This window comes from Leifsonia xyli (genome assembly GCA_001647635.1).
Taxonomy (GTDB): domain Bacteria; phylum Actinomycetota; class Actinomycetes; order Actinomycetales; family Microbacteriaceae; genus Leifsonia; species Leifsonia xyli_A.
In genome coordinates, this window is record CP014761.1 from 2,448,781 (window position 1) to 2,461,574 (window position 12,794).

General features: G+C 70.8%; 12 protein-coding genes and 1 pseudogene. 10 read left to right on the top strand and 3 right to left on the bottom strand.

Going from position 1 to position 12,794, the window contains the following annotated elements:
* The first annotated feature begins 108 nt into the window (after positions 1–108).
* Entirely contained in the window at positions 109–1,686 is a 1,578-nt protein-coding gene (locus tag A0130_12065; GenBank protein ID ANF32309.1) for a hypothetical protein, read from the top strand.
* On the top strand, positions 1,661–2,680 hold the full coding sequence (locus A0130_12070; protein ANF32310.1) for a haloacid dehalogenase: 1,020 nt from the start codon (positions 1,661–1,663) through the stop codon (positions 2,678–2,680). The genes A0130_12065 and A0130_12070 overlap by 26 nt, the downstream gene beginning before the upstream one ends.
* 6 nt (positions 2,681–2,686) lie before the next feature.
* On the opposite strand, the gene A0130_12075 is transcribed toward A0130_12070, so the two are convergent.
* A complete protein-coding gene (locus A0130_12075; GenBank protein ANF32311.1) occupies positions 2,687–3,679 on the bottom strand; it encodes an O-succinylbenzoate synthase in 993 nt (330 codons plus the stop codon).
* A 56-nt stretch (positions 3,680–3,735) separates the two neighbouring features.
* Between A0130_12075 and A0130_12080 the strand changes: the two genes are divergently transcribed.
* Genes A0130_12080 through A0130_12090 form a run of 3 tightly spaced genes read left to right on the top strand, consistent with a single transcriptional unit; the run spans position 3,736 to position 6,846 of the window.
* A complete protein-coding gene (locus A0130_12080) occupies positions 3,736–4,647 on the top strand; it encodes a 1,4-dihydroxy-2-naphthoyl-CoA synthase (protein ANF32312.1) in 912 nt (303 codons plus the stop codon).
* Between the two features lie 10 nt (positions 4,648–4,657).
* A complete protein-coding gene (locus A0130_12085) occupies positions 4,658–5,836 on the top strand; it encodes an o-succinylbenzoate--CoA ligase (protein ANF32313.1) in 1,179 nt (392 codons plus the stop codon).
* Positions 5,837–5,862: 26 nt separating this feature from the next.
* A complete protein-coding gene (locus A0130_12090; protein ANF32314.1) occupies positions 5,863–6,846 on the top strand; it encodes a 1,4-dihydroxy-2-naphthoate polyprenyltransferase in 984 nt (327 codons plus the stop codon).
* Here A0130_12090 and A0130_12095 read toward each other — a convergent pair.
* Positions 6,834–7,115, bottom strand: a complete 282-nt coding sequence (locus tag A0130_12095) for a hypothetical protein (GenBank protein ID ANF32315.1) — start codon at positions 7,113–7,115, stop codon at positions 6,834–6,836. The genes A0130_12090 and A0130_12095 overlap by 13 nt on opposite strands.
* A gap of 75 nt (positions 7,116–7,190) precedes the next feature.
* Between A0130_12095 and A0130_12100 the strand changes: the two genes are divergently transcribed.
* From A0130_12100 to A0130_12115, 4 genes and pseudogenes are all read left to right on the top strand, one after another.
* Positions 7,191–7,550: a hypothetical protein gene (locus tag A0130_12100; GenBank protein ID ANF32316.1), complete on the top strand. Its 360-nt coding sequence runs from the start codon at positions 7,191–7,193 to the stop codon at positions 7,548–7,550.
* Positions 7,543–9,341 (top strand): annotated as a pseudogene (locus A0130_12105) (2-succinyl-5-enolpyruvyl-6-hydroxy-3-cyclohexene-1-carboxylate synthase). Before A0130_12100 ends, A0130_12105 begins: the two are co-directional and overlap by 8 nt.
* A gap of 24 nt (positions 9,342–9,365) precedes the next feature.
* Positions 9,366–9,698: a ketosteroid isomerase gene (locus A0130_12110; protein ID ANF32317.1), complete on the top strand. Its 333-nt coding sequence runs from the start codon at positions 9,366–9,368 to the stop codon at positions 9,696–9,698.
* Between the two features lie 98 nt (positions 9,699–9,796).
* Positions 9,797–10,348: a 4-hydroxybenzoyl-CoA thioesterase gene (locus A0130_12115; protein ANF32318.1), complete on the top strand. Its 552-nt coding sequence runs from the start codon at positions 9,797–9,799 to the stop codon at positions 10,346–10,348.
* 16 nt (positions 10,349–10,364) lie between these two features.
* On the opposite strand, the gene A0130_12120 is transcribed toward A0130_12115, so the two are convergent.
* Complete coding sequence (locus A0130_12120; GenBank protein ANF32319.1) at positions 10,365–11,735, bottom strand: FAD-binding protein; 1,371 nt, start codon at positions 11,733–11,735, stop codon at positions 10,365–10,367.
* Positions 11,736–11,812: 77 nt separating this feature from the next.
* Between A0130_12120 and A0130_12125 the strand changes: the two genes are divergently transcribed.
* The gene (locus tag A0130_12125; GenBank protein ANF32320.1) at positions 11,813–12,781 is read left to right on the top strand and encodes a 3-methyladenine DNA glycosylase; all 969 of its coding nucleotides are present in this window, start codon (positions 11,813–11,815) and stop codon (positions 12,779–12,781) included.
* Positions 12,782–12,794: the final 13 nt, after the last annotated feature.

Consider the following 12,794-nt stretch of genomic DNA (forward strand, 5'->3'; position numbering starts at 1 on the left):
TCTTTGTGAGATGGCCACCCAGTGATGGGTGGCCATTTCGCGTTAACGGGGTCTTTCACCGCACCCAGCATAGGCTGGCGTGACCCCGCCGAACCGACAGGAGCAGCCGTGAGCGACACACCGGCAGACGACAACTCGCGCGACCAGCGGCCGCGCCGCTCGAACCCCGCGCGATCAAATGGCGCTAGCGATGGTCAGAGACGTCCCCGCCCGGACGGCGCCGGCCGACCGAGTACTGGCGGAGCGTCTCGTGACCGGTCCGCGGCGGGTAACGGCGGTTGGCGTGGCAACACGGACGGCTCCCGTTCCGGCGGTGAGCGACCCGCGCGCACGGGTGGCAATCGTCGCGGCGGACAGAGCGGTGGCGAGCGCGGCGATTATCGCGGTGGCTCGAGTGCTGATCGTCGGTCGTCCGGATCCCGCGACGGCCAGGGAGCCGGCAGCTATCGGGGTGGTGATCGGGACGGTCAGCGCTCTGGCGGCTACCGGGGTGGTGACCGTGATGGTCAGCGCTCTGGCGGCTACCGGGGTGGTGACCGTGATGGAGCCCGCTTCGGTGCCTCGCGCCCGCAGAGCGATCGAGGCGGATTCCGCGGTCGCGACGGGGAGCGCAGTGGCGAGGCACGCGGCCGTACCGGTGGTGACCGCGGCGGGTATGCCGGGCGCAACACGGAACGCGGCGGCTACCGCGGGCGCGACGGTGGGTCATCCAGCGGCGATCGCCGCGGCGGACGCGATGAGAAGCTGTGGACGCGCGACGGTCGTCCGGCGCGTGGCGACCGGGATGCTCGGGATGAGCGGCGGGAGCTCACCGAAAGCGAACTGCGTGCTCGTGAGCTGCAGTCGGTGCGTCCCAGACACGACGACCCCTTCATCCCGGACGAGATCCAGGCGCGCGAGCTTCCCGGCGAGGCACGGGTCGAGCTCAAGACGCTGAGCAAGGACAACGCGGACTGGGTCGCCAAGCATCTGGTGATGGCCGGTCGGCTGATCGAAGAGGACCCCGAGCTGGCCCACAAGCATGCGCTCTCGGCATCCCGTCGAGCCGGCAGAGTCGCTGTCGTCCGCGAAACGCTCGCGATCACGGCGTACGCGACCGGCGACTTCGCGCTCGCGCTCCGGGAGCTCCGCACGTACCGCCGGATTTCGGGGTCCAACGACCAGCTGCCGCTCATGGTCGACAGCGAACGCGGCGTCGGCCGGCCCGACCGCGCTCTCGAGCTCGGTCGATCGGTCGATCGCGCGACCCTGCCGAACGACGTCCAGGTGTCGCTCGCGATCGCCATGTCCGGCGCCCGCCTCGACCTCGGGCAGCCGGAGGCGGCATTGGCCGAGCTCGAGATCCCCCAGCTCGATCCGAACCGCGCCTTCCGCTACAGTGCGGACCTGTTCCATGCCTACGCTGAGGTCCTCGAGGAGCTGAGTCGCGACGGGGAGGCCGCGGAGTGGCGCGATCGCGCCGCGCGGGCGGAGGCGGCGTTCGATCAGGCGGAAGCGGTCGACGAGCACGAGACCATCGACATCATCGAGGAGGACATCGTCTTCGACGTGGGCGACGACAGCCCTGATGACGACGACGATGCCCCGAATGCCGCCGGCGACTTGGACGGCGAGAGCGACCGGGACGCTGGAGAGCACGACGGAGAGGACGACACGCACGATGGCGCTGTTTCGCCGGAGCACTGAGGCGCGGGCGCCCCTCGATGGCGTCGACCTCGTCCTCGCCGACCTCGACGGCGTCGTCTACAGAGGCCCTGACCCCATCCCCCACGCGGTGGAGAGCCTCAACGCGGCCGCTGAAACCATCCGGGTCGGTTACATCACGAACAACGCGTCGCGAACGGATGCCACGGTCGCCGAACACCTCACCGAGCTCGGTCTCCACGTGCAGCCGACCGATGTGGTGACGTCTCCGCAGGCGGCCGTGCGGCTGCTGGCCCAGCATGTTCCCGCCGGCGCGAGCATCCTCGTCGTCGGTGGAGACGGTCTCGTGGATGAGGTGCAGAAGGCGGGCTTCACGGTCACGCGTTCCGCCGAGGATGACCCGGCCGCCGTCATTCAAGGGTTCTCGCCCGACATCGGGTGGGAGCATCTGGCCGAGGCGTCGTTCGCTCTGCAAGGCCGGAGCGACAGCGAGCGGCCGTGGATCGCCACCAACACGGACTGGACCATCCCGGTCGCCCGCGGGATCGCCCCGGGGAACGGCACGCTCGTGTCCGCAGTCCACACCGCCGTCGGCCGCCTTCCGCTGGTTGCGGGAAAGCCCGAGCGCGCGATCTTCGACGAAGCGGTCGCGCGATTCGGCGCCCACAAGCCGCTCTTCATCGGGGACCGGCTCGACACCGACATCCTCGGCGCCAACCGCGCGGGCATCGACTCGGTGCTCGTTCTGACCGGTATCGACCGCGGCAAGCAGTTGCTGTCGGCGGACGCCGACGCGCGCCCGACGTACATCCTGGATGATCTGCGCGGGTTGAGCGAGCCGTACCCGGAGACCCGTGTGGCGAAGTCGGGAGCGGTGAGCGTCCGCGATGCGACGGTCGCGATCGAGGGCAACGACGTGCGGATCCTGTCCGAAGGCAGCGATCGGACCGACCTCCTGCGCGCGGCGTGCGCAGCGATCTGGAACTCCGGCCGCGCGATCTACGGACTCGAAGTCCCGGAGAGCCTGTACGCCTGAGTCGGGTCAGAGCGCCAGCGAGCGTTCGAGGATTCGGTGGCAGCGGGTGACGCGGCCGCGCCACCAGGCGGCGCGGTCCTGATCGGCGCGCAAAGCGTCCAGCTTCTGAAGGGAGACTGTCGGACGGACCACGGGGATGCTTCCGCGTTCTGGCCGCAGCGGTTCGTCGGCGACATCGTCGACGAACATCGCCACCGTCCCCAGCCCGCAGTCGAACTCGAGGTCGGGGAGGGCGGCGGCCAGGTGAGCGCCCATCGCGATGCCGACGGAGGTGTCGATCGCGCTGGACACTACGGCCGGCAGTCCGGCGTCGGCCACGATCCGCAGAGCGGCGTGCACACCACCGAGCGGCTGCGCCTTGACGACCACGACATCCGCCGCGCCGGCCCGAGCCACCGCGAGGGGATCGGCGGCCTTGCGCACACTCTCGTCCGCCGCGATCGGGATGTCCATGTAGTGGATGCGCCGACGCAGCTCCGCGAGCTCCTCGACGGTGGCGCAGGGTTGCTCGACGTACTCGAGGTCGAACGTGGCGAGGGCGTGGATGGCGTGCTCGGCCTCGTCCAGGTTCCACAGCGCGTTGGCGTCGATCCGCACGCGGCCCTCGGGGCCGAGCGTCTCGCGCACAGCGCGCACGCGCGCCACGTCGTCCGCAAGCGTCTGGCCCGGCTCGGCCACCTTGACCTTCGCGGTCCGCGCGCCGGGGTAGCGGGCGAGCACGGCACGCACGTCATCAGCGGCGACCGCGGGGATGGTGGCGTTGACCGGGATCCGGTCCCGCAGCAGGGGAGGCGTGGGACGCCAGCCGAAGTCGATCGCAGCGTGCAGCCAGGCGGAGGATTCGGCGTCGTCGTACTCGAGGAACGGCGAGAACTCAGTCCAGCCCTGCGGCCCCTCGAACAGCGCCGCCTCGCGCACGGTGATGCCGCGGAAGCGGGTCATCATCGGTAGGGACACGACCCGGAGAGTTGCTAACAGGTCGGCGAGGTCCGGCAGCATTCCACAAGTTTGGCACGCGCGGGGGCGACCAGTAGGCCGAACCGTAGGCTGGATCCATGCAAGCGGACGTCTCAGAACTCTTCGACCCCGGCGCGTGGCGTGAGGTCCCCGGTTTCGGTGAGCTCACCGACATCACCTATCACCACGACCTCTCGGGTCGGATCGCGCGCGTCGCCTTCGACCGGCCCGAGGTACGCAACGCGTTCCGTCCGCACACGGTCGACGAATTGTATGCGGCGCTCGAGGACGCCCGTACGAACCCACGGATCGGCGTCGTGCTGCTCACCGGCAATGGGCCGAGCCCGAAGGACGGTGGCTGGGCCTTCTGCTCCGGCGGGGACCAGCGCATCCGAGGGCGCGACGGGTACAAGTACGCAGACGGCGAGACCGCGTCGGGGATCGACAAGGCTCGCAGCGGGCGACTGCACATCCTCGAGGTGCAGCGTCTGATCCGGTTCATGCCGAAGGTCGTCATCGCCGTGGTCCCGGGATGGGCGGCGGGCGGCGGTCACTCGCTGCACGTGGTCTGCGACCTCACGATCGCCAGCGCGGAGCACGGGCGTTTCAAGCAGACCGACGCCGACGTCGGTTCGTTCGACGCCGGGTACGGGTCCGCATACTTCGCGCGCCAGGTCGGTCAGAAGTTCGGACGCGAGGTGTTCTTCCTCGCGCGGGAGTACTCGGCGCAGCGCGCGTATGAAATGGGAGCTGTCAACGCGGTCGTTCCGCATGACCAGCTGGAGTCGGTGGCGCTCGAATGGGCGAACGAGATCCTGACGAAGTCGCCGACGGCCATCCGCATGCTCAAGTTCGCCTTCAACGCCGTCGATGACGGATTGGTCGGCCAGCAGGTTTTCGCGGGCGAGGCGACCCGGCTGGCGTACGGGACCGACGAGGCGGTCGAGGGGCGCGACGCGTTCCTCGAGAAGCGCGAGCCGGACTGGTCGCCGTTCCCCTGGCAGTACTGAGGGCCCGGCGATGTCGCGAACGCTGACGGTCGTCGATGCGGGGCGGCCGGAGGAGGTCTTCGTCGCGCTGCGCGATGCGCTGACGGGCGTCGGGCCGGCCGTGGTGCCGCGGGCCGGTGGACCAGGTGCAGCCGGGGCCGGGGATGCTGGAGTGCGTTGGCCCCGGAGGGGCGAGACGGTCGCACAGAACGTCGCGCTCGTGATCGAGACCTCGGGGTCGACCGGAGTCCCGAAGCGGGTGGCGCTCTCCACCGACGCGCTGTTGGCGAGCGCGGCGGCGTCGGCCGGAGCGATGGGGGGCCAAGGACAGTGGCTGCTCGCTCTTCCGGCGCACTACGTCGCGGGGGCGCAGGTGCTGGTGCGATCGCTGGCTGCCGAGACCGAGCCCGTCTTCTACGGGGATGGCCGTTTCGACGCGGAGCGGTTCGCGGCGGCAGCGGGGGAGCTGAGCCACGACCTGCGGTACACCTCGCTGGTGCCGGTGCAGCTCGCACGGCTGGTCGAAAGTGCGGAAGGCGGATCACGGACGGTCGCCGCGGCTCTACGCCGGTTCGACGGGATTCTGGTCGGCGGCCAGGCGCTGATGCCGGAACTACGGGAGCGTTCCGAGGCGCTCGGCGCGCCCGTCATCGCGACGTACGGGTCGAGCGAGACAGCGGGCGGGTGCGTCTACGACGGGATGCCGATCGGGACCACGGTCGTTCGCGAGATCGATGGCATGCTCGAGATCGGCGGTCCCACGCTCGCCGAGGGGTACATCGACGATCCGGAGCGGACGGCGGCCGCCTTCCGCGAGGACGCCGGCACTCGGTGGTATCGAACCGGTGATCTGGGAGCGGTATCGGCCGAGGGTCGGGTAACGGTGTTCGGGCGCTCCGACAACGTCATCATCTCGGGCGGCGAGAAGGTTCTGCTGGATGCCGTCGAGCGCGCGGTGCAGGGGATCCCCGGATTCGGTCATGCGGTCGTGGTCGCGACGGAGGACCGGCGGTGGGGAGAGGTCCCGGTGGTCGTCATCGAAGGCGAGGCGTCGCTGTCGCTGGAGGCGGTTCGGGAGCGCGTCGCCGAGGCGCTCGGCCGCGCGGCGGCGCCGGCGGGCATCGTCGAAGTCCGGCGGCTGCCACGGTTGGCGAGCGGGAAGCCGGACCGGGTCGCACTCGCCGCGCTGGTGCGGGAACGAGAGGCATAGCCGTTGTTGTTACGATTCGCTCTGTGATGAGTCAGAACAAGCCACGTCAGCAGCGGATGGCTCCGCCCATGGCGCGCGGTCCGCGCGGCGGCCGGAGCGGGCGGCCGGGCGCAGCCGCGGCAGCCGTCAAGCCCGCCACGACTGCCGACTGGATCGCCGGGGCGCGTCTGCGCACCCTTCCTCTCGCGGTCGCTCCGGTGCTGATCGGCGTCGGCGCGGCGAAGGTCGCCGAGGGGCCCGGTGTCTGGCATCCCATCCGCTCGTTGCTCTGCCTGGCGGTGGCGGTGCTCCTCCAGATCGCTGTGAACTACGCCAACGACTACTCGGACGGGGTGCGCGGCACCGACCAGTACCGCGTCGGCCCGGGTCGCCTGACGGGATCGGGCAAGGCGGCGCCGCGCAAGGTGCTCACGGTCGCTCTGACGTTCTTCGGCCTCGCGGCTGTCGCGGGCGTCATCCTGGTCATCCTCACCCAGCACTGGTGGGTGCTGCTCATCGGCGCCGCGGCGATCGCCGCCGCCTGGTTCTACACCGGCGGCAGGCGGCCGTACGGGTACTACGGGCTGGGCGAGGTCTTCGTCTTCATCTTCTTCGGGCTCGTCGCCACCGCGGGCACGACCTACATGCTGGCCGGAACCGTGAATCAGGAGGCCTGGTACGGAGGCGTCATCGCGGGCCTCATCGCGTGCGCGGTCCTCATGGTCAACAACATCCGGGACATCGAGCCCGACAGGCAGGCGCGCAAGCGGACGCTCGCCGTCCTGCTCGGCCGGGTCGCCTCGCGGATCGTGTTCTGCGTGCTGCTGCTGGTGCCGTTCGCCATCCTCGGAGTGCTGGCCGTGTTCTACCCGTTCGCCTGGTTCGGGATGTTCGCGCTGCTGGCGGCGATTCCGGCGTGCATCATCACGCTGTTCGGGCGCTCGCCGCGGGAGCTGGTCACCGCGCTGCAGCTCACCAGCATCACGGGCCTTCTCGTCGGGATCGCGCTGGGCGCCGCCTACGCCTTCTGATCGCCGCGCTCGCGGCGGTCGGCGGAGCCATCCTCGGCCGCAGCATTCTCGATCGCGGCATCCTCGACGTCGTCGTCCTCCGACGTCGCCGGCTTGTCACGGTGACGGACGGCGTACAGATCCGATGAGACCGCGTTCCGCGGACGGCTCAGGAAGATGTACGACAGGCAGAGGCCGATGAGAGCCGCGGCGATCACCGCGAGCCACCACACCACGCCGACCAGAAGCAGGATCACCAGCGGCACCGCGAACACCAGAAGGCGCAGCACGGTGTAGGTAATCCAGGAGGGAATCCGCTTCACCCTCCCAGCTTAGAGACCGTCTCTGAGAGTTACGATTGACGCATGGTTCGCCTCTGGATAGCCCTCGGCGTCGCAGCCGTGGTGTTCTACATCTATTCGGTGGCAGACTGCGCCCTCTTCGACCGTTCGCGGGTGCGTGGCCTTCCCAAGCCGGTGTGGCTGCTCATCATCATCCTGTTCCCGGTCATCGGCGGGGTGCTCTGGTTCCTGATCGGACGCGGCCGGCGTCGCGCCGACGTGACCCGCCGCGTGAGCGCTCCGGATGACGACCCCGAATTCCTCGGCAAGCTGCGGCTCGACCACGACCAGGAGGAGCGCATCCGGCAGCTGGAGAAAGAGCTCGCGGAGCTCGACGACAACGGGCCGGACAACAACGATCAGACCGGCCGCCGGGATGGGTGACCGCCCGGCAGTGGGCGAGCATCCCGAAACGGGCGCGACCGCGTCCGCCGAGGCGGTCGGCACGGGGAATCCCGCAACCGACTTCTCGCTGGCCCTGCTGACGGCGCTGGTGCGGAACGGCGTGCGCGACCTCGTCGTCAGTCCCGGCTCCCGCTCCCAGGCGCTCGCGCTGGTCGCGGCCGAGCTGGAGCGTTCGGGATCGGCCCGGCTGCACGTGCGCATCGACGAGCGCACGGGCGGCTTCCTGGCCCTCGGCCTGGCCCGCGAGTCGGGTGCGCCGGCTGTCGTCATCACGACGAGCGGCACGGCGACCGCGAACCTCCACCCGGCCGTGCTCGAAGCGCACGAGGCGGGCATCCCGCTCATCGTCCTCACCGGCGACAGGCCGGAGGAGCTGCGCGGCATCCGCTCCAACCAGACCACCCAGCAGGACGGGCTGTACGCGGCTGCGGTCCGATGGTCGGTCGACGTCCAGGCGCCCACGGGTGATCCTGGCGACACCGAGCGCGCTGCGGCACTCGCCGAGGCGGCGGTCCGTGCTGCCGTCGGCGCCGAGACCGCCGACCCGGGGCCGGTTCACCTGAACGCCGCCTTCCGCGAGCCGCTTTCGGTCTCCGTGCCCGCATTGTCCGAGGCCGTCCGGGGGACGCTGCCCGAGACGGCCGGTCCCGCGGCGCTCGGACGGGAGGTGCTGACGATCGAGGCCGGTGCGCGCACCGTCGTGGTCGCCGGGGCGGACGCGGGTCCGTCCGCCGAGGAATTCGCCCGCGAGGCCGGACTGCCCCTGCTGGCCGAGGTGTCGAGCGGCGCGCGCTTCGGTCCGAACCTCGTCGTGTCGTACCGCGAGCTTCTGCGCGACGAGGATTTCGGAGGGGCCGTCGAGCGCGCGGTGGTCTTCGGCCACCCGACACTGAGCCGCGAAGTGCCCGCGCTGCTGACGCGCCCCGATGTCGAGGTCATCGTCGTCGCTCCGACCGGAGCGCAGGCGTACAACCCCGCCCACCGGGCCGCCATCGTCGGCGGCGTGGGACCCGGGGAGTCGATCGATGTCCGCTCGCCCGAGGTGCGCGGCTGGGTCGGACGCTGGGTGTTCGCCAGCCGCCGGATCACCGAGCTGGCCGAGCGCGAAGCGGATCCCGCGGCGGTGGCTCCCGACCTCGAGAAGGCCCGCTCGTTCGATCCCGCCGACGCCCTCGATTTCGCCAAGGCGGAGCTGGCGGCCGTCCGTGCGCCGATCACGCGCGCGCTGCTGGCGGAAGCGGTCTGGCGCTACACCTGGCCGCATGACCGGCTGGTGCTGGGCGCGTCCCGGCTGATCCGGGACGTCGACCGCATCGTCCCGGGGAAGCGGATCGCCGTCCACGCCAACCGCGGTCTCGCGGGGATCGACGGGACGATCGCGACCGCCACTGGCATCGCCCTCGCCAGCCAGCGGGCCGCACAGGAGGCGGGCACACCGGGCGGCGTGACCCGCGTGCTGCTCGGCGACCTCGCGCTGCTGCACGACGCGGGATCGCTGTTGTTCGGCGTCGGCGAGACACGCCCGCACCTGCAGGTCATCGTCGGCAACGACGGTGGCGGGACGATCTTCGACGGCCTGGAGGTCGCCGCGACGGCCCCGCCGAGGCGTTCGACCGCGTCCTCTACACGCCGCAGACCGTGGACGTCGCCGCACTCGCGAGGGCCTACGGCTGGCACCACTCCGTCGCCCGCACCAAGGGCGAGCTGGACCAGGCGCTCTCCGCGCCGCCCGTCGGAGTGAGCCTGCTCGAAGTGCCCCTCCCGCGCTGAGGGTCGCGGGGCCAGAATCGTCCCGTGACCACAGCAGACGAGCTCCCCGAGGCGATCCGCACCTTCATCGACGCGACCAACCGCGGCGACACGGACGCGTTCGTGAACGCGTTCACCGACGACGCCACTCTCACCGACTGGGGGCGAGAATTCGCCGGCCATCAGGGCATCCGCAAATGGGACAGCACCGACAACATCGGCGTCCGCTCCCACTTCGAGCTGGTCGACTGGTCCACCGGGCCGGACCCGGACACGTACACGGTCACGCTGACGGTGACCGGTGACGGCTACAACGGGACGGGTCCGATGCGCTTCCAGCTGCGCGAGGGTCGGATTGCGGACCTTCGCATCACCTGATGCGATGCGCACAACGCACATCCACGGCCTGACCGCGGCTGTTGGAGACTCCGCACAACGGATGCGCTGATCCTCCTGCGGATCACTACCATGTCCGCGTGCACATGATCTTCCGGACGATGCTTCACGCGATCATCTCGCGCTTCGGCCCGCGGCTGGGCCACTGGGACGTGGCGCGCACGAAGTTCCGCGTGCTGCCGACCGACCTCGACATCCTGAGGCACATGAACAACGGGGTGTACCTGTCGATCGCCGACATCGGGAGGTTCGACCTGCTGCAGCGGAACGGCGTCTGGGCGATCTTCAAACGCCGTGGGTGGTACCCGGTGGTCGCGTCCGAGACCATCTCATTCCGCAAGTCGCTGGAGCTGTGGCAGCCCTTCGTCGTCGAGTCGCGCATCCTCGGCTTCGACGAGAAGGCGGTCTACGTCGAGCAGCGGTTCACGGTCGACGGCGAGATCTATACACAGGCGTTCATCCGCGGGCGATTCCTCAAGCGCTCCGGAGGGGTCGTCGGTATCGCCGAGTTGCTCGAGGCGGTGGGCCCGTCGCCGACGGATGCCACTGTTCCGCAGTGGCTGGTGGAGTGGGGCGAGGACGCGGCGCTGCCGTCGACCCGCGCCGAGGCGCCGAGCATCTGGAGCGACTGACCGGCGCCCCGCACGTTCAGGCGGGCCCGAAGGCGAACACCTTCTCGGGGTCCCACTGCAGCCGTGCGGCGGTGAGCCGCTCCTGCACAGGCGGCGGCCAGCCGCTCTCGAACGCCGCCCGGTCGGAGAGGTCCCCGATGAAGTTCACGTTCGTCACCGCGGAGATGCGGTCGGCCAGCGCGTCGGAGATCGCCTTCGCCCGAGCCGGCGCGGCCTCCGCGAAGGTCGACGGGTCGGCGGCCAGAACGGCCAGCGTGTAACCGGCATCGCGTCCGCCGATCGACGTGCCGTCATCGGTGTCCCGCGCGGTGGCGCCGCCGATCTGACGCAGCTCGACCGAGAGGAACGGCGAACCGGAGCCCGGTCCGGCCAACTCGAGGATCACATCCCCGGCATCCTGACCGAACGTGTCGAGCATGTAGCCCCTGATCCACGCGGGCGTGCCCTGCTCGGGATCGTTGTGGATGCTCGCGACCGCTGTCGTCGGCATCTCGGTCACGAAGTCCAGGTACAGCGGGGCAGCCGCCCGGATCGGCGCGAACAGACGCTCCCCCTCGGCGCTGTCGCCGGGGTAGGCGAAGCGGACGCTGAGCACCGTTCGACCGCGCAAGGGCGGCGGAGGTCCTTCGACGTCGGGAATGGAGAGCAGCGCGACCGAGGTGGTGGCCTCATCCGGCAGCTCTGCGGACCAGTCGATCCAGGCCCGCAGCGCCGGCTCGATGGCGCCGCCCTCGAAGAAGACGCTGCCGCCGTAGAGCGAGCGCAGCGGGACGAGTTCAAGCGTCATCTCGGTCACGACGCACAGCCCGCCCTTCCCGCCGCGGAGAGCCCAGAACAGGTCGGAGTTGGTGGTGCGGTCGGCGGTGAGGATGCGTCCATCCGCCGTCACCACCCGGAATCCGCGGACCCAGTCGGCCGTGAAGCCGTAGGTGCGGGCCATCGGGCCGAGGCCGCCGCCGAGGCTGTAGCCGACGGCGCCGACGCTGGTGGACGAGCCGGTGACCGGTGCGAGGCCGTGCTCCGCCGCGGCGACGATGACCGGCGCCCAACGCAGACCGGCGCCGATGCGGGCGAACCGGGTGTCGGGGTCGATCGAGAGGCCGTCGAGGCCGCGGGTGGAGATGATCATGCCCCCGACGATCGGGGCTTCCGCGCCGTGGCCGGTCGCCTGCACCCGCACCGGCAGCCTGGTGTCGCGGGCGAAGGCGATCGCCTCCACGACGTCCTGCTCGGTCGTGACGGCGACCACGATGTCCGGGTCGTGGCGGATGGCGGTATTGAAGCAGGCGACCTCCGCGGCGAGGCCCTCGTCGCCCCGGAGGTAGACGGTTCCGGCGATCGCGTCGCGCAGGCGCGCGACGGCGGACGTGTCGAATTCGATTCCCATGGTGGAGAACGTAGGGGAGACCACCGACGTGCGGGTAGCCCCCTGGGTCCCGCGGTCAGTGGGGTGACGTACCATTCCTGCATGACCGCCGTCCTGCCCACCCCCGCGCGACAGGGTCGGCGGCGGCGCCGGACGCCGAGACCGTCTACCGCCCGGCCGGGCCGTTCGATCTCGCCGGGACGCTGGCGCTCCTCGGTCGCGGGCCGTACGACCCGATGACGGTGTGGGACCTCCGCGGGATGTGGCGCACCTGGCGCACCCCGCAGGGCGCCGTGACCGTGCGCATCCACCGCCGTTCCGCCGACGGGGGAATCGCGGTGCATGCCTGGGGACCGGGCGCCGAGTGGGCGATCGCCGCGGTGCCCGGCCTGCTCGGGCGCGACGACGACTGGTCCGGTCTCGATGTCAGCGGCCATCGGCTCCTGCGCGACAGCCTGCACCGGAACCCCGGGCTCCGGCTGGCGCGGACCGGCCGGATGCTGGAGGCGCTGATACCGGCGATCATCGAGCAGCGGGTCACCAGCCTGGAGGCGTATCGCTCGTGGGCGCGGCTGTTGCGCTGGTATGGCGAGGCCGCGCCCGGTCCCGCCCCTGAGGGGATGCGCGTGGTGCCGACCCTGGAACAGTGGCGGGGCATCCCGTCATGGGAGTGGCACCGCGCCGGCGTGGACCCGCGTCGGGCGCGCGCCGTGCAATCCGTGCTCGCTGTCGCCCCCTCGCTGGAGCGCGCGGTGGAGAACGCTCCGGACCTCGTCGCCGCCGAAACCGCGCTGCGGACCATCCCCGGCATCGGCGTGTGGACGGCCGCGGAGACGCTGCAACGCTCCCACGCCCATCCCGACCTCGTCAGCGTCGGCGACTACCACCTGGCGCACCAGGTGGGCGAAGCGCTGATCGGCCGACGCGTCGACGACGACGGCATGCTGGAGCTGCTGGAGCCGTGGCGCGGCCACCGCCAACGCGTCGTCCGACTCATCCTGGCGAGCGGGTTCCGCTTCCAACGCCGGGGACCGCGGATCACGCTTCAGGATCACCGCTGGCATTGAGCCCCGCGCGAAC